Source organism: Exiguobacterium sp. SH3S3, assembly GCF_004337115.1.
Classification (GTDB): domain Bacteria; phylum Bacillota; class Bacilli; order Exiguobacteriales; family Exiguobacteriaceae; genus Exiguobacterium; species Exiguobacterium aurantiacum_A.
In genome coordinates, this window is sequence record NZ_SJUU01000012.1 from 30,869 (window position 1) to 54,988 (window position 24,120).

At 49.0% G+C, this 24,120-nt stretch carries 35 protein-coding genes; 26 read left to right on the forward strand and 9 right to left on the reverse strand.

Annotated elements, in window-relative coordinates; genetic code table 11:
- Positions 1-28: 28 nt before the first annotated feature.
- From EVJ28_RS11595 to EVJ28_RS11610, 4 genes are all read left to right on the forward strand, one after another.
- The gene (locus tag EVJ28_RS11595; protein WP_131489116.1) at positions 29-1,678 is read left to right on the forward strand and encodes a DUF2075 domain-containing protein; all 1,650 of its coding nucleotides are present in this window, start codon (positions 29-31) and stop codon (positions 1,676-1,678) included.
- The gene (locus EVJ28_RS11600) at positions 1,675-1,983 is read left to right on the forward strand and encodes a nucleotide pyrophosphohydrolase (RefSeq protein ID WP_131489049.1); all 309 of its coding nucleotides are present in this window, start codon (positions 1,675-1,677) and stop codon (positions 1,981-1,983) included. Before EVJ28_RS11595 ends, EVJ28_RS11600 begins: the two co-directional genes overlap by 4 nt.
- Before the next feature lie 94 nt (positions 1,984-2,077).
- Complete coding sequence (locus tag EVJ28_RS11605) at positions 2,078-2,743, forward strand: DUF3841 domain-containing protein (protein WP_161566982.1); 666 nt, start codon at positions 2,078-2,080, stop codon at positions 2,741-2,743.
- A gap of 19 nt (positions 2,744-2,762) precedes the next feature.
- On the forward strand, positions 2,763-3,233 hold the full coding sequence (locus tag EVJ28_RS11610) for a hypothetical protein (RefSeq protein ID WP_131489053.1): 471 nt from the start codon (positions 2,763-2,765) through the stop codon (positions 3,231-3,233).
- Positions 3,234-3,259: 26 nt separating this feature from the next.
- Here EVJ28_RS11610 and EVJ28_RS11615 read toward each other — a convergent pair whose 3' ends face one another.
- On the reverse strand, positions 3,260-3,532 hold the full coding sequence (locus EVJ28_RS11615) for a hypothetical protein (RefSeq protein ID WP_131489055.1): 273 nt from the start codon (positions 3,530-3,532) through the stop codon (positions 3,260-3,262).
- Between the two features lie 18 nt (positions 3,533-3,550).
- Entirely contained in the window at positions 3,551-3,778 is a 228-nt protein-coding gene (locus EVJ28_RS11620; protein ID WP_131489057.1) for a hypothetical protein, read from the reverse strand.
- 476 nt (positions 3,779-4,254) lie between these two features.
- On the opposite strand from EVJ28_RS11620, the gene EVJ28_RS11625 reads away from it, so the two are divergent.
- Positions 4,255-5,295: a flavin monoamine oxidase family protein gene (locus tag EVJ28_RS11625; RefSeq protein WP_131489059.1), complete on the forward strand. Its 1,041-nt coding sequence runs from the start codon at positions 4,255-4,257 to the stop codon at positions 5,293-5,295.
- Between the two features lie 41 nt (positions 5,296-5,336).
- On the opposite strand, the gene EVJ28_RS11630 is transcribed toward EVJ28_RS11625, so the two are convergent.
- The gene (locus tag EVJ28_RS11630; protein WP_236634146.1) at positions 5,337-5,768 is read right to left on the reverse strand and encodes a MarR family winged helix-turn-helix transcriptional regulator; all 432 of its coding nucleotides are present in this window, start codon (positions 5,766-5,768) and stop codon (positions 5,337-5,339) included.
- Between the two features lie 21 nt (positions 5,769-5,789).
- Complete coding sequence (locus EVJ28_RS11635) at positions 5,790-6,995, reverse strand: MFS transporter (protein ID WP_131489061.1); 1,206 nt, start codon at positions 6,993-6,995, stop codon at positions 5,790-5,792.
- A gap of 150 nt (positions 6,996-7,145) precedes the next feature.
- Between EVJ28_RS11635 and EVJ28_RS11640 the strand changes: the two genes are divergently transcribed.
- The 11 genes from EVJ28_RS11640 (at position 7,146) to EVJ28_RS11690 (ending at position 13,145) form a co-directional block, all read left to right on the forward strand.
- A complete protein-coding gene (locus EVJ28_RS11640; RefSeq protein WP_131489063.1) occupies positions 7,146-7,613 on the forward strand; it encodes a hypothetical protein in 468 nt (155 codons plus the stop codon).
- Positions 7,614-7,653: 40 nt separating this feature from the next.
- Positions 7,654-8,085 (forward strand): hypothetical protein, encoded by a 432-nt coding sequence (locus tag EVJ28_RS11645; RefSeq protein WP_131489065.1) that lies wholly within the window; start codon positions 7,654-7,656, stop codon positions 8,083-8,085.
- 18 nt (positions 8,086-8,103) lie between these two features.
- Positions 8,104-8,559: a hypothetical protein gene (locus EVJ28_RS11650; RefSeq protein WP_131489067.1), complete on the forward strand. Its 456-nt coding sequence runs from the start codon at positions 8,104-8,106 to the stop codon at positions 8,557-8,559.
- Between the two features lie 11 nt (positions 8,560-8,570).
- Positions 8,571-9,032: a hypothetical protein gene (locus EVJ28_RS11655; RefSeq protein WP_131489069.1), complete on the forward strand. Its 462-nt coding sequence runs from the start codon at positions 8,571-8,573 to the stop codon at positions 9,030-9,032.
- An 11-nt stretch (positions 9,033-9,043) separates the two neighbouring features.
- Positions 9,044-9,538, forward strand: a complete 495-nt coding sequence (locus EVJ28_RS11660; RefSeq protein WP_131489071.1) for a hypothetical protein — start codon at positions 9,044-9,046, stop codon at positions 9,536-9,538.
- Positions 9,539-9,544: 6 nt separating this feature from the next.
- Complete coding sequence (locus EVJ28_RS11665; RefSeq protein ID WP_131489073.1) at positions 9,545-10,033, forward strand: hypothetical protein; 489 nt, start codon at positions 9,545-9,547, stop codon at positions 10,031-10,033.
- Positions 10,008-10,490 (forward strand): hypothetical protein, encoded by a 483-nt coding sequence (locus tag EVJ28_RS11670; protein ID WP_131489075.1) that lies wholly within the window; start codon positions 10,008-10,010, stop codon positions 10,488-10,490. Before EVJ28_RS11665 ends, EVJ28_RS11670 begins: the two co-directional genes overlap by 26 nt.
- Before the next feature lie 115 nt (positions 10,491-10,605).
- Positions 10,606-11,544, forward strand: a complete 939-nt coding sequence (locus tag EVJ28_RS11675; RefSeq protein ID WP_131470309.1) for a DMT family transporter — start codon at positions 10,606-10,608, stop codon at positions 11,542-11,544.
- An 18-nt stretch (positions 11,545-11,562) separates the two neighbouring features.
- Complete coding sequence (locus EVJ28_RS11680) at positions 11,563-11,988, forward strand: DMT family transporter (RefSeq protein ID WP_016510013.1); 426 nt, start codon at positions 11,563-11,565, stop codon at positions 11,986-11,988.
- 11 nt (positions 11,989-11,999) lie between these two features.
- Entirely contained in the window at positions 12,000-12,659 is a 660-nt protein-coding gene (locus EVJ28_RS11685; RefSeq protein WP_131489077.1) for a Crp/Fnr family transcriptional regulator, read from the forward strand.
- Between the two features lie 12 nt (positions 12,660-12,671).
- The gene (locus tag EVJ28_RS11690) at positions 12,672-13,145 is read left to right on the forward strand and encodes a DMT family transporter (RefSeq protein WP_070329049.1); all 474 of its coding nucleotides are present in this window, start codon (positions 12,672-12,674) and stop codon (positions 13,143-13,145) included.
- 3 nt (positions 13,146-13,148) lie between these two features.
- On the opposite strand, the gene EVJ28_RS11695 is transcribed toward EVJ28_RS11690, so the two are convergent.
- Positions 13,149-13,352, reverse strand: a complete 204-nt coding sequence (locus EVJ28_RS11695) for a hypothetical protein (protein ID WP_131489079.1) — start codon at positions 13,350-13,352, stop codon at positions 13,149-13,151.
- 78 nt (positions 13,353-13,430) lie between these two features.
- On the opposite strand from EVJ28_RS11695, the gene EVJ28_RS11700 reads away from it, so the two are divergent.
- The 6 genes from EVJ28_RS11700 to EVJ28_RS11725 all read left to right on the forward strand — a co-directional run bounded on the left by EVJ28_RS11700 (position 13,431) and on the right by EVJ28_RS11725 (position 16,575).
- Positions 13,431-13,928, forward strand: a complete 498-nt coding sequence (locus EVJ28_RS11700; RefSeq protein ID WP_131489081.1) for a hypothetical protein — start codon at positions 13,431-13,433, stop codon at positions 13,926-13,928.
- The gene (locus tag EVJ28_RS11705) at positions 13,913-14,395 is read left to right on the forward strand and encodes a hypothetical protein (RefSeq protein WP_131489083.1); all 483 of its coding nucleotides are present in this window, start codon (positions 13,913-13,915) and stop codon (positions 14,393-14,395) included. Before EVJ28_RS11700 ends, EVJ28_RS11705 begins: the two co-directional genes overlap by 16 nt.
- 41 nt (positions 14,396-14,436) lie before the next feature.
- Positions 14,437-14,916 carry a hypothetical protein gene (locus EVJ28_RS11710; protein ID WP_131489085.1) on the forward strand — a complete coding sequence of 160 codons (480 nt, stop codon included), beginning with the start codon at positions 14,437-14,439 and terminating at the stop codon, positions 14,914-14,916.
- 14 nt (positions 14,917-14,930) lie between these two features.
- On the forward strand, positions 14,931-15,416 hold the full coding sequence (locus EVJ28_RS11715; RefSeq protein ID WP_131489087.1) for a hypothetical protein: 486 nt from the start codon (positions 14,931-14,933) through the stop codon (positions 15,414-15,416).
- 20 nt (positions 15,417-15,436) lie between these two features.
- Positions 15,437-15,826 carry a hypothetical protein gene (locus EVJ28_RS11720; protein WP_131489089.1) on the forward strand — a complete coding sequence of 130 codons (390 nt, stop codon included), beginning with the start codon at positions 15,437-15,439 and terminating at the stop codon, positions 15,824-15,826.
- A 359-nt stretch (positions 15,827-16,185) separates the two neighbouring features.
- Entirely contained in the window at positions 16,186-16,575 is a 390-nt protein-coding gene (locus EVJ28_RS11725; RefSeq protein WP_131489091.1) for a hypothetical protein, read from the forward strand.
- 34 nt (positions 16,576-16,609) lie between these two features.
- On the opposite strand, the gene EVJ28_RS11730 is transcribed toward EVJ28_RS11725, so the two are convergent.
- Positions 16,610-17,209, reverse strand: coding sequence for a TetR/AcrR family transcriptional regulator (locus tag EVJ28_RS11730; RefSeq protein ID WP_131489093.1), 600 nt, complete (start codon positions 17,207-17,209; stop codon positions 16,610-16,612).
- A 168-nt stretch (positions 17,210-17,377) separates the two neighbouring features.
- Between EVJ28_RS11730 and EVJ28_RS11735 the strand changes: the two genes are divergently transcribed.
- Together EVJ28_RS11735 and EVJ28_RS11740 are read left to right on the forward strand one after the other, a co-directional pair.
- On the forward strand, positions 17,378-18,106 hold the full coding sequence (locus EVJ28_RS11735; RefSeq protein ID WP_070329064.1) for an ABC transporter ATP-binding protein: 729 nt from the start codon (positions 17,378-17,380) through the stop codon (positions 18,104-18,106).
- Positions 18,099-19,112 (forward strand): ABC transporter permease, encoded by a 1,014-nt coding sequence (locus EVJ28_RS11740; RefSeq protein ID WP_131468170.1) that lies wholly within the window; start codon positions 18,099-18,101, stop codon positions 19,110-19,112. The genes EVJ28_RS11735 and EVJ28_RS11740 overlap by 8 nt, the downstream gene beginning before the upstream one ends.
- A 37-nt stretch (positions 19,113-19,149) precedes the next feature.
- Here the strand turns inward: EVJ28_RS11740 and EVJ28_RS11745 are convergent, their stop codons facing one another.
- On the reverse strand, positions 19,150-20,649 hold the full coding sequence (locus EVJ28_RS11745; protein WP_131468168.1) for a phytoene desaturase family protein: 1,500 nt from the start codon (positions 20,647-20,649) through the stop codon (positions 19,150-19,152).
- Positions 20,650-20,859: 210 nt separating this feature from the next.
- Positions 20,860-21,339 (reverse strand): DedA family protein, encoded by a 480-nt coding sequence (locus tag EVJ28_RS11750; RefSeq protein ID WP_131470294.1) that lies wholly within the window; start codon positions 21,337-21,339, stop codon positions 20,860-20,862.
- A 268-nt stretch (positions 21,340-21,607) separates the two neighbouring features.
- Between EVJ28_RS11750 and EVJ28_RS11755 the strand changes: the two genes are divergently transcribed.
- Positions 21,608-22,300 carry a response regulator transcription factor gene (locus EVJ28_RS11755; protein ID WP_071398959.1) on the forward strand — a complete coding sequence of 231 codons (693 nt, stop codon included), beginning with the start codon at positions 21,608-21,610 and terminating at the stop codon, positions 22,298-22,300.
- Entirely contained in the window at positions 22,297-23,370 is a 1,074-nt protein-coding gene (locus EVJ28_RS11760) for a HAMP domain-containing sensor histidine kinase (RefSeq protein ID WP_161566983.1), read from the forward strand. The genes EVJ28_RS11755 and EVJ28_RS11760 overlap by 4 nt, the downstream gene beginning before the upstream one ends.
- Before the next feature lie 28 nt (positions 23,371-23,398).
- Here EVJ28_RS11760 and EVJ28_RS11765 read toward each other — a convergent pair whose 3' ends face one another.
- Positions 23,399-24,019, reverse strand: coding sequence for an SAM-dependent methyltransferase (locus EVJ28_RS11765; protein ID WP_131468162.1), 621 nt, complete (start codon positions 24,017-24,019; stop codon positions 23,399-23,401).
- Between the last annotated feature and the right edge of the window lie 101 nt (positions 24,020-24,120).

Here is a 24,120-nt window from a genome sequence, read left to right on the forward strand (position 1 = left end):
GAAATTAAATGAGGGTGGGCCAGTGACTATGATCGAAGTCGTTCCGTTAGCATTTGAAAAGAATAGTCTAGACGCGATTGACCGGTCGGCTGACTATTTGAACTATCCGGTCATTTACATCCTGAACGGACAAAAAGAAGCGTACATCGGGGAAACGGTGCATTTCCAAAAACGGATGAAGCAACATTTGAAGCTGAAGCAGGCAGAACGCAAGAATGTGGACCAAATCAATCTCGTGAAGCACGAGACGTTCAATCGGTCGGCGACGTTTCATCTCGAGACAAAGCTGATCAACTACTTTCTAGGTGATGAAAAATACACTTTACAAAACAAAAGCAAGATAGCGAGTGACTTCACGCATAACTACCACAATAAATCGTTCTATGATGATGAGTTGTTTCCTGAGTTATGGAGCGCGTTACATAAGAAAGGACTCGTTCGGAATGAACTTCATGCCATCGAAAATAAGGACATTTTCAAGCTGTCACCGTTCAAAGAGCTGTCACTCGAACAGATAGAGTTGAAGGAGCGCGTGCTCGAGTTTTGCGAGACGCGAATCGATAAGACGAAACTAGAAGATACATATGGAGATTTATATGTCATCGAAGGCGAGGCGGGCGTCGGCAAAAGCGTCGTCCTCAGTTCAATCTTCAATACGATCCAAGCCCGGACGAATGAGGCGGGCTCGAAGCTGTATCAGACCGAGAACTATCTGGTCGTCAATCACGAAGAGATGCTGAAGACGTATAAAGGGATTGCCAAACAGGTCAAGCATTTGAAAGCGGGTCATTTTACTAAGCCGACACCGCTCCTTAACAAATTGAAAGACCAGAAAGTCGACATCATTTTAGTCGATGAGGCGCACCTTTTGTTGACGAAATCGGATGCGTACAACAACTTTCGTGCGGATAACCATCTCGAAGAATTGATGAAGGTAGCGAAAGTCGTCATCGTCATTTTCGACCAGCATCAAGTGTTGAAATTGAAAAGCAAGTGGAATCAAGGTTTACTCGAGTCATTCAAACAGAAAGCGAAGCACGCAGAGACGTATCAGCTGACGAACCAATTCCGGATGCAGGCGGGCGAGGATGTCATCGAATGGATCAACGCCTTCAAAGATAAGCGCATAAAGGCGTTCCCTCAGTCGACAAGCTATGAGTTGCGCATCTTTGAAACGTTAGAAGAAATGCACCAGGTAATCATGCGAAGAGATAAGGAGCATGGACTCAGCCGGGTCGTGTCGACGTTTGATTATCTTCATAAGAAGGACGGCGACACCTATTACGTCTATGAGTCGAACGGGGAGTACAAGTTGCCTTGGAACACGACAGGCGGTAAAACGACGTGGGCTGAGAAGTCGGAGACGATTGCCGAGGCTGGATCGATTTATACGATTCAAGGCTTTGATTTGAACTATGTCGGGGTCGTTTTAGGTCCGTCGGTAACATACGATCATACGGAAGATTGCCTGGTGATCGACACGAATCTTTATAAAGATACAGGAGCATATGCCGGAATTGACGGCATCGACAACGTTGAATTGGCGAAAGAACAAATCGTCTTGAACTCGATTAACATTTTGATGAAGCGAGGCGTTCAAGGGCTTTATTTGTATGCAAGCGATGAAGCGTTGCGACAGAAACTGTTACATATTCAAAGAGAGAAGGTACAGACATGAACGAAATACAACGACTGATGGACAAAGTGATCGAATTCCGTGACGAGCGCGATTGGGCGTCCCACCATAACCCGAAAGACTTGGCGTTATCGTTGTCGCTTGAGGCGAGCGAACTGTTGGAGTTGTTCCAATGGGTATCGAGCGAAGAAGCGCTCGAGACGAAACAAGTCGAGATGAAAGAAGAGCTTGCGGATGTCCTCATTTACGCGCTGACGTTCGCCCATACGGCAGGAATCGATGTGTCGCAAGCGATTGAAGAGAAGCTTGAGAAAAACGCGGTGAAGTATCCGAGTCCGAACGCCTAAGATTTAATCGATCAATCAACCTTGACCATTTTTTTCACTACTTTTTGATGTGAAATCGGATAAAGTGATGAAAGAACAAATGGAGAAAGGGTTAATGAATATGGGTATTTATTATACGTATCAGCATGAAAACGCTTGGAAAGTAGCATTGGAGCGAGGATATCTACAAGGTGCCCCTCAATTCGCCATGTTCAATGACGAAGGGTTCGAATTTTTCGAACCCGCTTACGACTGGATGGTTGAACAATATGAGCAACGAATTGGGATTTCGCTGAATGGAAACTATCCGGTCTGGTGTTTGGACGAGTTTCCTGACCTAAGCACTGACGGACATATCGGACAAGGAAACAAAGGTGTTGTGTTGACGGTTGAATTACCGGACGATCAAGTGTTGGCTTCGGAAATTTCATTTTGGGACTTCGTTCCGTATAACTCTACTTTTTGCGATACGGCCGAAGCATTTGACCACCGGGAAGACATTGACCCGGCATATACACGAAAGTCTTGGGAAAAAATCTTTGATCGAAAGTGGTGCGAAGAGATGGCGGTCAATCGGTCAATCGAGGCACCTGACTATCAATACGTGATTCATCGCATCGAGCTACATCAAGTCCGAGCCGTCATGCCGTTCCAAAACTTGAATGACAGTTGGTTGGACCGGATCCGAGGATTTGGGTGGCGTCTCGGCTATCGACTTGGTTTGAAGAAGTCGATTCCATTCCATTGGCAAGGAAACTGTCATTTTAAAGAAATCAGTTGAAGAGGGGAAGACAGGATTCATGACCCAACGCGAACGGTTTGATCACTTATACGAAGCAGGGAAACGTTCCACCCGCCAAGCGTTCCTTCTTGGATTGTTCATCGTCTTACTCGGCCTTATGTTTTGGTTTACCGGCGAGCGTCGACTCGCTGAACTAATTTGGTTCGTCTTGTTCATTCCAGCCATTGGGTTCGTCAAAATATGGTCACGAACGAAGACGTTGCTCACGTTCAACGATGCTCCCGACTATCGGCGCCTCGTCTGGTATGAATATTGGAGCGGGATGGCCGTGATTGTGATTTTTTGTATCTTGATTGTGACGTTGTTTTTATATCCGGAACAAGTGAGTATCTTGGTCCTCACCGTAGCGTTCAATCTGTTTGCATGGATTGCCTCTTCTAAGATTGATCAAAAGCTTGCTAACGTCGATTCAGAGCACGTCACACAGAAGGTCTACGATCGAGGAAAAGTCGGTTTCTTTCCAAAATGAAGGCAGTCGAAAGGGAGTAGCGCGCGCTACTCCCTTTCTTTTACCCAATCGACCAGCTGTTTTGCTTCAACGAGTTTCATGTTGTATGTCTCGCGCAAATACTTAATTGCCGGAATGACACCAAGCGTGTCTATTTTTTCTTTCAACGTTGCAACCAGCACATCGTCTTGTAGGAGAGGATCATTCTGAATTTGCTTTCGCCGCAGTGCACGTATGTCTTTTGTCTGCTCAGCAATGATATTGAGCAAGAAAGCGTTCAAGAGCAGTGATGCACTTAACATCATAATGGTCCAATTCATCCAAACACTCCTTTCGACTTAAGGGCGAGTTTCTATTTTTTCTTCGATTCGATCGAGCCGTTCTATTAACACATTGAACTGCTCCTTTTGATAAGCGACCGCTTGGCGTTCAAGTTCGATCCGTGTATCGGCACGCTGTTCATAACGATTTATGAACTTCACGATTACAACAACGATAGTGATAGCTAAAATCATCGGAATAATCGTCACCAATATGCCGAACAACGAGACAAATGCTACGTTCATCAGATTTCCTCCTTATATAATCTCCTGATTCTATTTTTTAGTTGATATGTAAAAACAAAAAACGTACTCTTACAAATTAGAATACGTTTTAACATGCTATTTGGTTTCATCGAGCGGGATGTACCCCAGTTTTGTCCGTCTACGTCTGACATCCGATTCGAAGTAATACAGTGGGGTGAACAAACTTGTCGAAAGATAAAGTGAGATAAAGGTTTCTAGTAATAATGGCACTGGGAGTAAATCTTCGATTACGAGAATCCATCCAGGGACAAAGAACAGCATGAGAGCATACGTCATCCCACCTTCTGTTTTGATAAACGGATACAATCCCCGCATCAGCAAGATGTATGGAAATAAAAGATAAAAGAAAATCCGCTTCACGTCGTAACGCCCTTTCCCGAGCGGTTCGCTCAAGTCATGTTAATGTATCTTTTTCAGTATAATGGGAGCACCACATATAAAGAAGGAGTATTTCAATGAATCGATCTATCGCTATCATCGGGGCGGGCGTAAGCGGACTGTACGCCGCCTCGCTCCTCATCGAAAAAGGCTATGACGTAACAGTATTTGAATCACGCGATCGCATCGGGGGACGGGTGTTGAGCCAAAACGGCTTCGACCTCGGTCCGACGTGGTATTGGCCGGACACCGAGAAGACGATCACGCAACTCGTCGACCGGCTCGGCCTGAGAGCATTCCCACAACATACGACCGGCGACTTGATGCTCGAGCGGCAAGCTGGCGTGATCGAGCGTCATACGTTGCCACCCGAACAGACCGTTCTGTCGATGCGACTTGAGGGCGGTATGGCGACACTGACTACAGCGCTCGCTGCCAGACTTCCAGAAGGGACAATCGAACTCGAGACGACCGTCACGTCGATTCACCAGACAGAAGACGGGGTATCGGTCGCAGTCGAAGCAGGATCGGCAAAAACGTTCCATCACGTCATCCTAGCCATCCCGCCACGGCTCGTCTCACGCATCTCGTTTCAACCGGAACTGTCTGAAGCGACGAAGGTGAAGCTGTCGTCTACCCCGACGTGGATGGCCGGACAGGCGAAAGTGGTCGCCGTGTATGACCGACCGTTTTGGCGAGATGCCGGCTTATCCGGGCTCGGCATGAGTTGGTCCGGCGTGTTGCAGGAGATTCATGACGCGTCAGCGCCGGGAGGGTACGGGGCACTGTTCGGTTTCTTCCGATTATCACCTTTTGAGCGGGCCGCGCTAGACCGGGACGAGCTCAATCGTCTCGTCGTCGAGCAACTCGTCCGACTGTTCGGGGAAGAGGCGCGTCATCCGCGTGACGTCTTGTACGTGGATTGGTCAAGTGACCGCGACACGGCAAGTTCGCAAGATGCCCAACCGTTGAGTGACTTCCCTGTCTATGGACCGATTACGTTCGACACCGCTTGGGAAGAAAAGCTCTCACTTGCTGGGACCGAGACGGATTCCATGTTCGGCGGTCATATCGAAGGGGCACTTCGTTCTGCAATCCGGGTCGTCGAGCAACTCTAACCAAAAATGCGTATCCTCCCAAGTCGGGACGATACGCATTTTTATTTGAACTTCTGAATCATCAACGCGAGCGCGCGATTGATCATCTTCATCTCGTCATCCTCGAGCACGGAGAACATCTCTTCGGCGAGCTGTTCTTCGATTCGATCGACTTGTTTCGAGTAGTCGAGGCCGACCGGACCGAGCCGGATGAAGCTCTCACGCAAGTTGTCCGGATTTTTCTCTTTTTGGACGAACTGGCGTTGTTCGAGCACTTTCAACACTTGGCTGACCGCACTTTTCGAGATATTCATCTTCGTCGCGATCTCGGTCGTCGTCCATGTGTCTTTTCGTTTGAAGAGCAGCAACATCTGTTCTTGCTGGTAACTGAGTTCAAACTCGTTCAAGTCGGTAAAGTATTTGGTGAACAACAAGTCGAGCTCGTCGACTTGACGATACATCTCAATGACTTGTTGTTTGCGTGTCTCTTTCAAAACCCGTTCTCCTTTCATTCCTTAACGTGTGTCACGGAACGTCTGGCTCCGCACATACAGGACGATACTAAATGCTAGTCCGATTATACCAAACGTGATGAGGAGCGTTTGAATCGGAACGGACAACGCGACAAGGATTGATAGAACGGCGAACGCAATCGGCTCTAGGCCGGATGCGGCGAGCGCCATGATGCTCATGACGCGACCGATTTTGTCTTGATCGCTATGCTCTTGCATGAGCGTGACGGCCGGCAAATAGACGAGCATCAGCATGAAGCCGCTCATGGCCGCCGCGAAAGCGAGCATCGGGACGGACTCGGCTTGCGTGTAGAAGAGAAATGCGACAATCGTCAAGAACAAGGCGCGGAAGACGAAGCGGCCGCGGTGGACCGACCGCAGCAACAAGACGAGAAAACTTGCGACGAACGTCCCGACAGCAAGCCCGCCTTCAATCAAACTCAAGTCGAACGCCGTTCCGCCGCGTTCACCGACGAGGATCGGGATGCTCATGATGAGCGGTCCCATGATGAACAAGTTGACGATCGCAATCGAGAACGTACCGCTTCGCAAAATCGGTGTCTTCGAGACGTAGCGGATTCCTTCTTTCAAATCAAAGACGACGTGCTTGAGCGACATCGTCTGTGCCGCTGGAATATGGTCTCGAATCAGCCGCGGCATCATCAAGAAAGCAGAGATAAAGATGAGCGTGGCCGCCGTACTAAAGCTAAGACCGAAGCCGCCCCACGTCAACAGAAGACCGGCTAAAAATGGACCGATCACGAACATGAGCTCGAGCGACCCTTGGAATAACGAGTTGGCGCGTTGGAGCTCATGTTTTTTGACGAGTGACGGGATGAGTGAAGACAGCGCCGGATACGACATGCCGTCCAATAGTCCGAACGCGATCGAGATAAGGATTAAGACGATCACGGAATAAGCGTCGGCCAAGTGCAGCGCGACGACGACGAGCATCAAAACACCTTGTCCGAGGTTCGTCAAAAATAAGAGGCGACTCTTTTGATAGCGGTCGGCAAAGACACCGCCGAACACCATCATAATTACGCGTGGCAACGAGACGGCCGTCATGATGATTCCGAGCAGGGCCGGTTGTTTCAACACATCGATCGTGAGCCACGACATGCTCAAAAAGAAGATGGAAAAACCGAGCGTCAGCGTCATGCCGGACAGCCAAGTGAAAATGAAACGGGAATTGTGTAGCAAGTTCATAAGGAGACCCCATTTTTAAATAAAGTTAAGTTAACTAAACTATAAGACGGGATTTGAATCTGGTCAAGCAAACCGGACCGACGAGAAAAATGTAAAAATACGGAACTTTTTGAGACGGAGAAACGTATAATTACAGAAGAGGTGAACGACATGAATAAACAAGAACGATTACGCAAAGTGAAAACGATGAATCCAAAATGGTTAGTATTACGACTTCTCTTTGCGCTGCCAACTGGTGTACTTGTATTTTACTTTTTACAGACAGAGGCGGATCCCTGGCTAATGGGAGGGATCCTCCTAGCACTGACGATTGCGGCAAATGTTTTATTCTCACGAGAATCAAGCTTTGTCAAAAGCCTTACACCGAACGAGCAAGCTAAAAAGGTAGTTAGCATCCAATATAAACTCGACTATTTGTTTGTCATCATGATGGCTGTGATTTTTCCACTTATGATGCGATTTAGTATGTTGACACTTAGTCCATTCATTTTGTTTATGGGTAGCGCCATCTTAATTTTGTTTACTCAATTCAAACTTGATCAACAGCTAGAATGGATAGATGCTGAGCAACCGACCCGTCGAGAAATTCAGCGCACGCGATTTAGCTGGAGAGCTTGATTAGATAGGTGCAGTGCTTGGTGATGAAAGGAGAATCGAGATGACAGAACAAGAACTTAATCAACTCAAACGTAAGCGATCGTGGGTTCGATTCGGATTGGCCATTCCGATAAGTGGACTTGTCATTTTGTATCTAGAAGCTGCTGAATATAACATGCTATACGGTCTAGGAGTTATTTTCGCTTTAGTAGCTGCGGCGCTTGTATTATCTGCTCAAAACAGAACGATTTCATCGGGAAGGGATGTCACGATGAAGCGTATCTTTCGACAATTATATAGCATTGATTTTGTAATGTTAGCGTGGCTCGGCTTCGTTTTTCTGTTTTCAGTGGAACTCAATCTTCAATCGATTACACTAATTGTCGTGTTGTTTAGCGGTCTGTTCAGTCTGTCCGTAATCCAATGGGTGCTCGAAGGAAAAATGAGAATGCTAGTGAACGTGCAACATGTGCCACGTGACATGAAGCAATAACAACTAAAGGAGCCTCTTATGAACAAACATGAACGTCTAAAGAAAATGATTAAAGGAAATCGCAAATGGCTTCTCGTCAGGCTCGGTTTTGCGATTCCGATTGGCGTGCTTCTTTTCTTCTTTTTGCAAACCGAGACACACGCTCTCTTGTACGGCAGTTTGATGATTGCGTCATTGTTGGCATACGGAGTGATGATTGTTCGCGAAAGTCGATTTATGAGCAGTTTCACAGACCACATTCGAGCGAAGCGGGTCATCCACATTCAATACGTGTTCGACTACATGATGGTTGTCTTCATCTGTTTGTTTTTCCCATTGCTTTTGAAGTTAGAAACAATCAGTTGGGTCCCGTATTTTGTCTTCTCACTTACGGCTTTAGCCCTGGTGCTTGTCGAACGTCTGCTTGATGAGAAGGTAAAACTAATCGATCCCGAGCAACCGACGCGTCGAGACGTCAAACGAGAAAGTTTTTGAGGGGGAGTTCGATGATAAAACAAGAGCGCATCAATGTCATCTATAAATCGAACGTTAAAATGGCATTGCTTCAAGGCCTCATCACGTTTCCGATGTCGTTTTTCACCGTCGGTTTGATTGAATCGGATTCATGGAACGGTTGGTACGTGACCGGTGTAGCCGTCTGTTTGTTGTTACTTGGGGGCTCTTTTTTAAAGGTGGGTCACTTCGAGGCCGGGTTGACCGAGCACGCTGGTGCAAAAAAAATCATTGCACGACGAAACGGATTCACCTTCGTCCTGTTTGTTCTCTCGATTTTGTCGATTGCACTGACAATTAAACTCGGTTGGATGTATGCGTGGATAGTGGTGCTGACAATCGGTGTGTTGTATGGAGGATACCGTTTGATTCGAAAACAAGACGAGCGATTGACGGACATCGACCCGGAGCATCCGAGGTTTCGGGAGATTCGACTCGATAATGTCAGGGACTAAGGAGGAGACTGATGGACCGGGAAACTCGATTCCAAGCGCTGTTACAAGTGGACAAAACGTATCGAAGCTTTATGATCGGGAGCAGTATACTCCTTTTCTTGGGTGCGTTCTACTTTATGATGCACACGACTTACTCCGTCATGATTGCGGCTGTTGGCCTCGTGCCGACGTTGTTTTTCGAATGGAAGAAGACGATTGTCTACCTGAAATTCAATGACGACTGGGCGTATCGTCGTCTCATCAAATCGAACTTTTTCTTACTATGCTTCACCTTCTTCTTATTGTTCGGTGTTATCGCCTCGTTTTTGGCGGGCCACATGAATCGTGATGGATTTGTGTGGGCGATGGTGATTGGTGGGTTACCCGCCATCTTGTTGCCATTTTGGATTGATCGGAAACTGCTGCAACTTGACCCGGAACATGTTACTTCCAGTATGCTAGCAAAAGCCAGTCGTGAGCAGCTGAAGCGTCGGCTTGACGGAATCAATGAATTAGAAAAGGACTGAAATGGTATGACGAAACAAGAACGAATTCAAGCAATCGGAGCTTATCGAGAACCACATCAAAAAATCATTTTTTGGCTGACGGTCGCCCTCATCTTTTTTAACTCTTTCACGTTAGGCTTTGACGATATCTGGTGGATGTGGGGCATCGGTTCTATCTTTGCCGCCATCGGACTCGTTCGTTTCATGCTTCGTGAAGGTGAGGTGTTGATGGCTTTTACGAACGGACGAGGAAGGGTGCTCACGAAACGTTTGTATCAGATGTATAGTCTCTGGATTGTGTGGATCACGGGGACGGTCCTCCTCAGTCGGATACACATTCCAACGTTCGGATGGGTGCTCTATGGTGTCTGTTTCGTGATCTTGGGCTGGAGCCATTACACGATACATAAGCAGTTCAAACAGGCAGACCCGGATCAACCGACACGAGATGAAATCACAAAAGGCTACCGATCTTATGAGAGGAGTACATATGCTGACAAAACAAGAACGCATTAACCAGCTGCTCGCACAAGACGATACCCATTGGTTTGTGCGATGGTGGATTTGGATGGCCGGGCTCATCGCCACGGTCGTCGTCGGCTATATGGCACCGACGTGGCTCCCGTTTGTCCTGTTTGTCTCCTATTTCCCGTATTTATGTCTGGAGTGGCGTAAGACGAAGCTCTTGCTCACGTTCAACGAAAGCCGTCGCTACACACGCTGGGTCTACATGGGCTTCGTGTTCGAATGGATCGGATTCGTCGCGATTTTGAGCCTGTTCGCTTTCTATCATGCAGGTGTTGTTTCGATTCAAGTTCTGCTGGCACTCATTGTCAGTTTGATTGTTTTCAGTATCCTCACCCCACGCTGGCTCGATCGATTCATCTTGATGTTCGATGACGACCATGTCACCGCGAAAGTGTTGAACGAAGCAAAAGAACAACGGAATACCGAACATAAGACGAGTTCCTAATCAAACGGGACTCGTCTTTTTATGATTCAGGACATCGGTCCTTTATACTTTAGATGAGTGAGATGTACATTGAGATAATAACTTGCACTACATCATAGAATCGAGGAAACGAAATATGTTAGCCATTATTATTGGACTCGTGATCGGCATCTTACTACCGATACAGACGAGCGTGAACTCGCGTCTGCGTTCGATCGTCGGGTCACCGTTTGTCGCTTCGTTCCTATCATTCGCGGTCGGGACGACCTTTTTATCGCTCATCCTTCTTGTCTCTGGACAAGGGTTCGGGTTCGACTCGTCAATCTTTCAGCAACAGCCGATCTGGATGTGGTCGGGCGGCTTGTTAGGGGTCATCTTTTTAACGGGGAACATCCTCTTGTTCCCACGGCTCGGCAGCGTCCAGACGGTCATCATGCCGATCTTTGGACAGATTGTGATGGGGCTGTTAATCGATCACTTCGGTTGGTTCAATTCGACCGTGAGCGTCCTCACACCGTGGCGCGTGTTTGGGGCCTTGCTTGTTTTACTAGGGGTCGTCGGGACGGTCGCACTCACAGACTGGATCAATCGTCGCCGTGGAAAATTTGTCATCGCGAACCGGGTGGAGACCGGTAACTTGAACGTCTGGCGTTTACTCGGAATCGGGACCGGGATGATGAGTGCGATGCAGACCGCCATCAACGGCTATTTAGGGACTGTGCTCGAGTCTGCGCTAAAAGGCGCGCTCGTCTCGTTCGTCGTCGGAATCGTCACACTTCTCCTCGTCTTACTCATCCTCCGGCCGAGCGTCGAATGGCGCGGGCTATCGGGACAACCGTGGTGGATTTGGCTTGGCGGGATCATCGGCGCGCTCTTCATCGGCGGAAACGTCTTGATCGTCCCTATGGTCGGGACCGGCATCGCAGTCGTCATCGTCATTGTCGGTTTACTATGTGGAAGTTTGCTGATCGACCGGTTCGGTTGGTTCGGTGCGGCCAAAAATCCAGTGACCGGGATTCAACTCGTCAGTTTGCTCGTCATGGTGCTCGGCATCATGATGATCCGCTTGTCATAATATAAAGGAGGGGATACGATGCGCGGAGTCTTGTTCGCCATCAGCGGTGGTTTCTTTTTAACGTTGCAAAGCGTCGCCAACGCACGAATCAGTTCACAGATCGGCACGTGGCAAGCCGCGACATTGACGCAAATGACCGGCTTCATCGTGGCGCTGCTCGTCATGCTGGCTGTACGTGACCGGACGTATAAACAGATGCGACACGTGCACCCGCTCTATTTGTCGGGTGGCGCGTTCGCAGCCCTCATCTTGTTCAGCAACATGACGGCCGTCCATCAGCTCGGCGTCACGTTGACAATCTCCTTGTTTCTGATTGCGCAGCTCGCCCTCGCGCTCGTCATCGATTGGCGCGGCTGGTTCGGGATGGTGCGGCGTGAGTTGAACGTGTCACAATTGCTCGGTGTCGCCATGATGGTCGCCGGCATCATCTTGTTGAAATGGTAGGAGGGGACCGGATGCTAGAACACTATTTGACGCAACAAGAGTTACAAGTCTTGCCACAAGCGACACACGAACATTTCACGCTCGTCCATTATGAGCCAGGTGCGACGATTTGCGCCCAAGGTGACGACGCGCACCACCTTCATTTTCTCGTCAAAGGCAAGATTCGCGTGGCGCATACGTCGGCAACGGGTAAACGCCTCGTACTGTCGTTCAAACGTCCATTCGATTTGATCGGTGACATCGAATACGTGCGCCGGACTCCGTACTTAAATACGGTTGAGGCGGTCACGTCGGTCGAGATGCTCGTCATCCGGTTCGACGATTTGGCCCGACACGCGGCGGACGATGTGGCATGGCTCCATTATCTGTTAGAAGAGATTACGAGAAAGTTCGAGTTGAAATCGCAATCGATGAGTTTCAACTTGTTTTACCCGGTCGACGTCCGTCTCGCGAGCTACTTGCTGTCGATGACGCCGGACGAGCGTGCGCTCGGGTCGACGGTCGATGAGTTGACCGATATCGCCGACTTGATCGGGACGAGTTATCGCCACGTCAATCGGACGCTCAAACGCTTCGTCGAGCAAGGATTGATCGAACGGGATCGTCGGTCGATCGCAATCATCAATCGCGCCGGGTTGATCGCTGTCGCAGGGGAGAGTATTTATGAGTGAGGGGGAAGGACAATGGCACTTGGAATGATGCTCGCGGTCATGGGCGGCATGCTCGTCTGTGTACAGAATACGTTCAACGCCAACGTGAAACAACGGGTCGGGGCCTGGGCGACGACGACGCTCGTCCTCGCACTTGGTTTTCTCGCCTCTCTCTTCATCGGATTGATCAGTGAAGGCGGCGGTTTGTTTGATTTACGTGACATGGAGACGTGGTACTGGTTCAGCGGCATCATCGGTGTCGGTGTCGTCATGAGCGTGACGCAAAGCGTCCAGCAGCTCGGTCCGAGTTACGCCATCTCGATTGTCATGGTGTCGCAAATCTTGTTCGCCTTGCTGTGGGATACGCTCGGCTGGTTCGGACTTGAGGCGATTCCGTTCACGTGGAAGACGGCGCTTGGCATCGTCTTGATCGTCGGCGGGGTGCTGTTGTTCCAGTTGAGTGGGAAGAAAATGACCGCGCGCCAGCAGGTAAAACAAGTAGGTTGATCTTCAGAATGATTTATGGCAATTTGTACAAGTTTGCCCGTGTTCCTGCCGTCTCACGACGGTTTGGCAATGCGGGCATTTTGTCGTGTGCGAGGCGTTCGGTTGAATGAGTGAGCGTTCCTCGAACGATGACGGATATAAAGTATAGGGACGAGTCACAATAAAACCGACGACGCCGAGCAAGACGGCTAAAATGAGGATATCCATCGAAATCCCTCCTAATAATTGGTATGCTAGTTGTATATACGCGTCATGGATGGATTTGGTTTCAAAGGGGGAGATTGGATGATTACACGGAAAGAACGGACTGAAGAACTATATGGATTGACTGAAAAGCAGTCTAGCATGGGCACGGCGCTTCGAATCGGTCTGATTGGTTTAGCCGCAGGACTATGGTTTTATGGGAATTTTTCGCTAACTCATAGTGCGATGTTTCTGTTTGTCACGACTATTGCGGTGCCGTTTAGCTATATGTCATGGAGAAAGACGCGCACGCAGCTGTCGTTCAATGACAATCGTGCGTATCAAGGATTGATTCGAGTAAAAGGGATTGGGGACATCGCGATGTTATGGGGCATGTTCGGTTTAATGGTAGGATATGAATTAAACTTCTTTGAACTATCGATGCTCAGCAGCATACTTGCCAGCATATTGGTCGTCCATTTATTGACTGCGACGTTGATCGACAAACGATTGCTCCGCATCGATGACGAGCACGTCGTCGACAGTCTGTTCGGGTTGACGAAGCGGGAGCAGATGAAACGGAAATGGGACGAGAAGTGATGGTCGAGCATACAAATCGCTTGCTTCAATTGATGCGACTTGAACAAGTATCGATTCGTTTGTTTGGTCTGCTAGTCGCCGTCATCATCTTAAGCTCATTCTATCTTCATAGTCGGCATACGTTGACGAACGTTCAAGTGTTCGCGGCCTTTTTATTCGTTTATGCCGTACTTTTATTGTGGGGTTGGGTGCGGATGAAGCTACTACTCCGTTTTAATTCAAATGAAACGTATCAACGTTATGTCCAACTTGAATTTTTGGGGGTATTTCTAACGATTGTTGGACTCACTATATTTATATGGAATGGGGTCATACAAGTAAATCAGAGCATCACCTATTCATGGCTCGGTACGTTAATCATTTTGCCGTATATATATGTAGCATCGTGGGTTGATCGCCGCTTAAAAGAAGTTGACGCAGAACACGTTACACATCAAGAATTGCGTAAACAAAGACGACTGAAGTGAAGAAAGCGACGGGATAATAACGATTTTGCTAGGAGGATTTGATGGTTGACCATAACATAAGACTTGAACGCATGATTGAGAACGACCGAAAGCGACAAAAACAAACGTGGTATCCGATGCTCGGCTTCCTGGCGTTGTTCATCGTTTATTTTTGGGTGACGGACGTCCTCTTATTGTTGCCAATTATCTTGGCCGGACAGCTCCCTGCGCTATATAAAGGGTGGCATCGGATGAAATTGTTGCTCACCTTCAACGAGGATGCTCGCTACCAACAGAAAGTACGGTCCGAGTTCGGATTGGCCGTCGGAAACCTTGTATTTCTTCTATTATTGGTCGCGAGTACAATGCTAGGCTGGATCACGCTACTTACATTCGCGGTCGTCATCATCGTCGGCCTCATCACGTTTTTGGCATTTCGATTTCGAATCGATCGCGAGTTAAAAGAGATTGATCCGAACCATGTGACAGGGACTGAACTCGGCGAGGCACAAATCGAACGTGAAAAACGAAAGTCATCATGATGGGAGTACTCAGTATGGTTAATAAAAATGAACGATTAAAACAAATGGTCGAGAACGACCGCAACGTGAACCGGACGGCACTTTTGCTCACGTTCGCAATTTTAGGGATCGCCTTTTACTTCATCTTCACGCAAGACATTAAAGTGGCGACGTTCGCCGTCATCATCATGGCGACCCAGTTGCCGAGTCTATATCGGGCCTGGCACCGGATGAACTTACTGCTCACCTTTAACGACGAGGCGCGCTATCAAAAGTTCGTCCGTCTCGAATTCGGGATCGCGCTCGCGAATGTCATCTTGCTCGGTATCTTTATCGCCATCGCCTGGTCGATTGAAGGCTCACTCCTCGTCTTCGCGGGAATGCTTCTCGCCTTGTTCATCCCGTTCATTTTCTTATCGGTCTGGGTGAACCGGAAGCTTGAACTGATTGACCCGGAGCATGTGACGAACCATGAGTTGCGGACGGCGCATCGCGATGCGTCGAAGAATCGGTTTAACTAATCAAAGGGATGTGAAGACGCGTGAGACGAAAACTAGTCTTTTTTCTGATTGTGTTCCTGCTGTTTTTAAACGCATGTAGCGAGAATGGGCGCGAACTCGTCGTCGGGACGTATGTAGATGAGAGTACAATCGTTTATTCAGGTGACGTACTTAGCGATGAGGCAGAGATTGCGCGGTTCCTTGAACTGATTGAAACGAGTCCGCTGTCTCAAGAAGAAGTTGAAGGGCTCCCGGACTACGTCATCACCGTCAACAATTTGTCTGAATCGACGATGGAAGCGATGGTGAACGTTTGGGTCGGAGAAGACGATGAGATGCTTTTCACTCGAGGAATGGAAGGGACCGACGTGTTTGAAGTCGATTCGATGTACACCTACGATGTGAACGAGATTCTTCAGATGAATCGGTAACGATGTCAAAGGAGATAAATAAATGCACCTCACAGATGGAATGTGGCAACTGATTAACATCGTTCTGACGTTTTGTGCAACGTGGATTGGTTTTATGGTTGTCTATCGCTGGATGGAAGACTAAAACCCAGCTTCTGATTCGTCAGAGGCTGGGTTTTCTTATGAAAACATACCGACTAAACAGCCACAGATGACCATACCAGCTGTATAAAACTTGAAGCGGTGTCTTTCCCAAAACGACATGAGAATCCTCCCTTCTTTGTTTCCACCTCACACATAAATGTGTCACCCATCGTTGAGTAAATCGAATACACTAAGGCTATCTCTACCAATTCATGAGCGAAAGGAAGAAACCCTGCATGAAAATCCAATCAATCCATCTCACTTTTGAAAACTTAGAAGGCGCCTCATTCCCGATGGATGTAATCGAGTCGTTTCGAATCAGTGATCTAAAAGATGGTATGACTTACTCAGAAACGACAGGGTACGAGTCCATCAAGATGGTTAACGACGTCTCACTCGTCCTACGTGCTGAGGCAAATCAAGAAAATCACGGAAATGGCTACGAGCCATGGTTACCGTTTGAACGAATCGGACGGCACCGTGACATTACCCACATCACGGTCGAAACGGAAGATGGGGAGCGCATCCTGTATCGTGTCCAATGGATAGGAGAGGCGTTTAACAATAGCGCGCAACAGCTCAACCGTTTGGCAGATGAACGGATTGAAATTCATATCCATGCCTAAGCAGACACACGCCAGAAAGCCTCGGCGTGTGTTTTTATGACTTCAACCCGCCCGCCACGAGCGGTCCTTCAAACGTGATCGTATAGATGATGCGCGCGATGTCTTCTACCGTTTCAGTTCGGTCATTATAGAGCCACTCATAAATGACGCCCATATGTGCCGACGAGATATAGGAGACTAAATAATCGGGCGGGACGAGAGACTGCGTCTCGTCAAACAAAACGGTCGGGGAACGGTGGAACAGCGCCGTGTACATGTAGGCGCGGAGTCTCGCCTGAAACTGCGGATCGCCGTTCGGACCAAGGAGCGGTTTCATCAAAATCTTATTTTGCTCGATGAACCGGATAAACGGGACGAGCAACTGATGGGGAGCGGAGCCTTGCTGATTGCCAAAGACGTTCGGCAAATTTTTGATGAGTTTTGTTTCGGCCTCATGAAAGATCGTTTCAATCGATTTCTCCATGAGATCGTACTTATCCACATAGTGGCTATAGAACGTACCCCGGTTGATGCCGGCGCGTTCCGTGAGCGCCTTCACCGTGACTGCTTCAAATCCTTGTTCTTCAATCAATTCGAGCAACGCCTGTTTGATCAACTGCTTCGTCCGGACGACCCGTAAGTCTGTCTGTTCCATATTTTTTCTCCTTTATCCAACACATTGTCGCCGTCTGTCGGAAAAACGACACTGTGACCGAGATTGATGATTGTTGGCCGTTCGAGCGCGGACTATACTGAACGTATAAACCAACACGGTGTCTTTTAGTCCAGTGTACACGAGGCAGACATCGGGAGGGAGTCCAATATGAATATTCAACTGAACGACGTCAGTAAATCGTTCGGTGACCAACTGGCCATCGATCATATCGGCTTCACGATCAACTCGGGAGACATTTGTTGTCTCTTAGGACCGTCTGGGTCAGGGAAGACGACGCTCATCCGTTTGATGATCGGCGCATTGGCGGCAGACAAAGGATCGATTCGAGTCGGCGAGACGGTGATGCCGAACATGAACATGCTTCATAAGATCGGGTTCATGCCGCAAAACGATGGACTGTACGACGATTTGTCGGGTGAGGCGAACCTCGAGTTTTTCGGCTCGATTTATAAGCTCGGCAAGGCGGCGCTCAAACAGCGCATCGACGACGTGCTCGCCCTCGTCGACTTGTCGGCTGACCGGAGAAAGCTCGTCCGTAACTATTCGGGCGGGATGAAGAAGCGGTTGTCGCTCGCCATCGCCATCCTCCATCAACCGGACGTCTTGTTTTTAGACGAGCCGACGGTCGGGATCGACCCGATTTTGCGCCGCCAGATTTGGGATCAGTTTCAAACGATTCGAGCCGGTGGGACGACGATCATCGTCTCGACCCACGTCATGGACGAGGTGCTCGAGTGTGACCGGGCCGCGCTCATCTACAACGGGCGCTTGATCGCCTATGACACGGTGACGCACTTGCTCGAGCAGACCGAGAACGGACGCGTCGAGGAACTGTTCCTCATTGCCGGACGAGAGGAGGCGAAGCACGATGCGTAACTTGGCGAAACGGGTCATCTTTCAGACGTTGAACGACAAGCGGAGCGTCGCCTTGATTTTGATCGCCCCGCTCCTCATCCTCACGCTCGTCTACTTCTTGCTCGGCGACTCGGATTACGTGCCGGTCGTCGTGCTTGATGAGGCCGCCCAGCAGCAGCTCGTCGACGCGTTTGAAGCCGAGACGCTCGACGTGCGACTCGATACGGTCGAGGAGCCGGTTGCTTATTTGGAAGACAATAAAGACGTCGATGCCGTTTTCGAAGCGGGACAGGCGGGTACCATGATCACGTTGCGCGAACCGTCGACGAAATCGTCGAAAGCGGTGCGTGAGATCCAAGCGGCGTTGTCGGCGCTCAATCCGGCAGCCGATATCGAGATGAATTACGTATACGGAGAAGAAGGACAGTCGACGTTTGATTCGTTCGGCTACGTGTTCTTGTCGCTGTTCTCGTTCTTCTTCGTCTTCATCTTGTCGGCGATGGCACTCGTCAAAGAGCGGAGCGGGGGCACGCTCGAGCGCTTGCTCATGACCCCGATCAAACGCGGACAAGTCATTTTAGGGTATACGCTCGGCTATGGCGTCTTCGCGGTCGTGCAGTCCGTCTTCATCGTGCTCTATACGATTTACGTGCTCGGGCTGACGTCGCTCGGGAACATCGGTTGGGTATTTCTTGTGATGATTTTAATGGCCGGGACGGCCGTTTTGTTCGGGGCGACGATTTCGGTGTTCGCCCGCTCGGAGCTCCAAGTCGTCCAAATGATCCCGTTCACGATCATCCCGCAAGTGTTCTTCTCAGGACTGATCCCGCTCGACTTGATTCCGTACGGGCTCGGCAATTTGAGCTACGCCATGCCGATCTTCTACGGGGCGACGGCGATCAAAGAAGTGATGGTGTACGGGAGCGGTTTTGCCGGGATCTGGGGGTATGTGCTCGGTTTAATCGTTTACGCAGGCGTGCTTTATTTATTGAATATGCGGGCGCTCGGGAAGTATCGTGGTCACTAAAAAAGGATTCGAGCGTGGGCTCGAATCCTTTTTATGATCAGTTTTTAACGCCGTCACGCTTCGCGATCTTGTCGCTCACTTGTTGACCGCTCAGTGTCACCATCGGCATGCCGCCGCCAGGGTTCACGGTGCCGCCGACGAAATACAGGTTGTTGTACAGCTCGCTTTGCTTCTTATGCTTGAAGCCGCCGTTCCGTTTTTTATCCGCGACGGTGCCGTAAATCGCGCCCCGGTCCGATCCATACGTGCGTTCGATGTCATGAGGCGTCCAGACGTCGCGCGTCACCGTATTGTCTCGTAACCCGTCCAAGCCCATGCGTTCGAGCTTATCGAGGACGCGTTCCTCAAACGCCGCATACTCTTCTGGTGTGAACGGTTCGTCTTGGATGTACGGGATGTGCGGCAGGATTTTAATGTTCTCGTGTCCTGCCGGCGCTTGTGTCGGGTCGGTCTTGTTGACGTTCACCAAATAGATGGTCGGGTCGTCCGGTAGCTCGTGTTTCTCGAAGATCTTATCCATCTGTTCGTGCAAGTTCTCGGAGAAGAAGAAGTTGTGGTGGCCTAAGGCCGGATACTCTTTTTTGACGCCAAGATGAATCACGAAGCCAGAACTCGCCGGTTCATACTTTTTCACGAGCTTGTCGACATAGTCTTCATCCGCATCGACCATCTTTTGATAGAACGGGATGACTTCCATGTTGGAGACGAAGTAATCGGCTGACCGGAGTCGGCCGTCCTCGAGTTCGATGGCGGTGATCTTCTCGTTGATCGTATGGGCACGGACGACACCTTGCCCCGTATGGATTTGGACGCCGGTCTCCTCGGCGAGTTTCGTCAATCCTTCGGCCAATTTGTGCGTACCGCCTTCGACGTACCAGCAGCCTTGCGCGTACTGCATATAAATCATCATGTTGAGCACGGCCGGGGCGCTGTAAGGAGACGAACCGACGTATTTGACGTAGTAGGAGAGCATCGTCCGTAAATGCGGGTTGCTGATCCGTTTCGAGATCCCGTCGTACATCGTCGACGTTAAGTCAAATCCGAACAACGTCGAAAACAGGCCGGTTTTCGCAACAGCTTCTAGCGGCGATTCAAACCCTTCCTTCAAGTAACTCTTCTCGGTCGTATGGTAGATGCGCTCGGCATAGTCCAATAGTGCCCGATACTCTTCCATGTCTTTATGTGACAGCGTCGGATTGGCGCGCTCCATCACGTCGAGGTCGCGATATAAATCTAATACCGTGCCATCCGGGAAGAACGAGCGCCACTCGAGGTCGAGGCGTTTGATCGGCACGTAGTCCGCCATCCGCTTGCCGCTGGCCGTGAACAATTTTTCGAAGATGTACGGCATCGTTAAAATCGACGGACCGAGGTCGAAGCCGAACCCGTTTTGCTCGAGCCGATTCACTTTCCCACCGATATGGCCATTCTTTTCATATAAGGAAACCTCATACCCTTGTTGGGCGAGAGAAATGGCCGCTGACAAGCCGCCAAGTCCTCCCCCGATCACAATTACAGACTTGTTCACGTTGTTCATATACCGTGTCGCCTTCCTTCCAACATCTATTTTGCATACATTCAGCTCTTAAGTACTTTGCCGTCGGTGGACAGATTCCCTGCCTTGACGAGGAGGGGAAGATGCAATTTTGCACATTCAACATATAAACCGTTGGCATTCAATTCTTCTCCGTATACATACCCGTTTGGATACGTTTGGAATCTGAATGTATGAAGTGAGTGGCGGCCGTTAAAGGGACATGACCCAATCTTTCGCTTGATGAAAAATTGGGACGCGTTCAGCTAACTGAATCACGGTGAACCACGCACCGGTATAGCCAAGCGCAGATAAGACGTTATAAAACGTATACGTTCGAAACGACAACGAGGTGAATCCGGCGACATAGTGAATCGGGTGGCGCAAACCGGGAATAAAATAGGAGACAAGAATGACGCGTGCTCCGTATCGTGCATACAGCGCCTCGGCTCGTTTTAAATAACGTGAATCACGCTTTGAAGTTGGGATGAATCGATTCAATCCGCGGCCAATCAAATAAAACCAACTAAAGGCAAACGTGAAGACCATCCAAGTGGATATGAACACGATCCATTCGGGAACTGTCATCACGGCTGTAATCGTCAAATGGGTGACCATCAAGACGTCATCGGACAACGGGGTAAACATGATGCCGATTGCGAGCACCACGTATTGTGTAAGTATTGTTTCCAATCGAGTCACTCCTTCTAACGTCTAGTATGGAGCGATAAGCGTAAGAAGTGTTTAGCGGAGTCTTAAGAAATGTTAAGAAGTTCGACAGAATGCGTTGTGATGCGCTCGATACACTTCATATAGGTAATAACTAAAACATGAGTCTGCATGTTTTTGCCGTTTCACAGGCGAAAGTGTATGCGAAATGTAAAAGATGCTACGCTAGTTTAAAAAGATGAATTCCAAGTTCGTCTGTCAACACGTATTGCACGATGTGAGGGGGAAGAGAATGCGTCCACAACCGACAATTCTGATTGCCGATGACGATGAGGCAATCCGCGAGTTGCTCGCCATTTATTTAAAAAACGAAGGATACGCCTTGCGATTTGCAAAGACGGGTCAAGAAGTGCTCGACGTCGTCGCACACGAAGCCATCGATTTACTCATCCTTGATTGGATGATGCCCGTCATGGACGGCATCGAGGCCTGTATTGAAATTCGCAAGACGCAGTTCATGCCAATCCTCATGCTGACAGCAAAGACAAGTGATTTGGATTTGATGCAAGGCATCTCGATTGGCGCAGACGATTATATGAAGAAGCCGTTCAATCCGCTCGAGGTGACACTTCGCGTGAAGTCGCTACTTCGACGCTACCGGGACTACGGTGCTGACCAGTCGGCCCAGTCCGGTGTACTCATCTTTGATGACGTCACACTCGATATTCAAACAAGACAATGCACGAAAGGGGACACTTCGATTCGGCTGACACCGAAAGAATTTGATATCCTCGCCTACTTCATGCGTCATCCGAATCAAGTGCTGACGGTCGAACAGATTTATGAGGCGGTTTGGGGCGAAGATGCGTTCGAGGTCGACAATACGGTCATGGTCCATATCACGAAAATTCGTGAGAAGATTGAAGAGACGCCGCGGAAACCTTCGTACATTAAAACGGTATGGGGCGTGGGATACCGCCTATGAAAAAACGACAATGGGACCGGTTACTCGTTAAATTAATCGGAATTATATTAATCAACGCACTTATCGCCACAATCGTATTTTTAATCATGGGCTACTCGATTAGCTTGTATTATATTCAGAACGAGACCACGCCTGATCCGTTGATTTATAATCTTGCTTTCTTAAGCGTGACATTTATTACAATTATCATTTTTGTGATTGGCTTTTCATTAATGATGCGAAAGACGCTGCAAAAAATCACGGATTTATCAAATGAGATTGAACAAATCGCAAACGGAGATCTTGGACGAACCGTTGAAGTGACGGGACGAGATGAACTCGCTACGCTTGCAGAGAGCGTCAACCAAATGTCGAGGCAGTTGCATCAATTGTTCGAGAAAGAGCGGGCGCATGAGGAAGAACGGAACCAACTGTTCTCCAACTTGTCCCATGATTTGCGCACCCCGCTGACAAGCGTTCGCGGTTATGTCCAGCTGCTACACACTGAACGGGAATGGACAGATCAAGAGCAAAGTCACTTCAACGTATTACATGAAAAAACGGCACAGCTCGAACACCTTCTCGATCAACTGATGGATGTGAATCGATTGTATTCCTCACAAGTGACGTTATCGAAACATCGCTTGAATATCAGCTTGTTGACAAGCCAATTGGTTCACGAACTACAACCGTTGTTTGCTGAAAAGGGACACCGTTTAACTGTGAACGTTCAACCGGATGTTTATGTGGAAGCTGACCAAGAGCAACTTATCCGTGTCTTTCAGAATTTGATGTCGAATGCGTTAAAATATGCGACGGATGAAAACCCGATTGAACTGACACTCGTGCAACAGGAAACAGTGGTTGAATGGCAACTCTGTAACGGGACGGCACAACAGACAATCGATGCGATGGATCAATTGTTCGACCGGACGTACCGTGTCGATGCATCACGAGGTGAGACACCAGGCGACGGGCTCGGGTTATCGATCGCACGTCAAATCATGTTGCTTCATGAGGGGACGCTTACGGTGTGTTCACCGGAAGCAGGGCGTATTTGTTTTCGGGCGCGCTTTACGCTTCGTATGTAAACAGTTGTCGATAGACACAAACACCGAATCAGCTTTCGCTAGATTCGGCGTTTGTGCGTTTTTGACCGATGTATTGAATGATCGCGGATGTACCTTGATGAAGTTTTCCCTCGTGTCGTTCCACAACACCTTCAAACAAGTGGCACGTGTTGAGTGAGTCGGTGAAACTGGAGAAATCATGCGTTGTGTATAAGAGCGCCTTTTCTTTTGGTCCGCCCGTCCCATAAGCGAGTTGCTCTTCACTATACACTTCTGTCACGAAGTAGCCTCCTGGCTTCAATGCGCGTTCAATCCCGGTAAAGACAGCCGCTTTCACTTCTTTCGGGAAATGACCGTATATACATAAAACGACATCGTAAGCCTGTTCAGGCCAGTTCGCTTCAGCCAAATCGACGAGACGGGTTTGCAGCGTCACGCCGCGACGTTCGGCCAAACGTGTGGCTTTGTCTAACCCGACTTGCGAATAGTCCCACATTTCGACGTGGAGTCCTTGCTCCGCGAGCCAAACGGCATTTCTGCCTTCTCCCTCGGCGATTGCGAGAACGGTCATTCCTTTTTTGAACAAGTGCGCTTGTTGCTTCACGAACTCATTTGGTTCTTCTCCATAGACATACTCATCCGTATCAAAACGTTGATCCCAAGTTGACATGTGATGTTCCTCCTTATCGACGGTCAAGCCGGCATGCGATCTCGTCGCTTCATTTTACTACATGAATAAAAAAAAGCATCCGAGCAGATGCTCTGAATGCT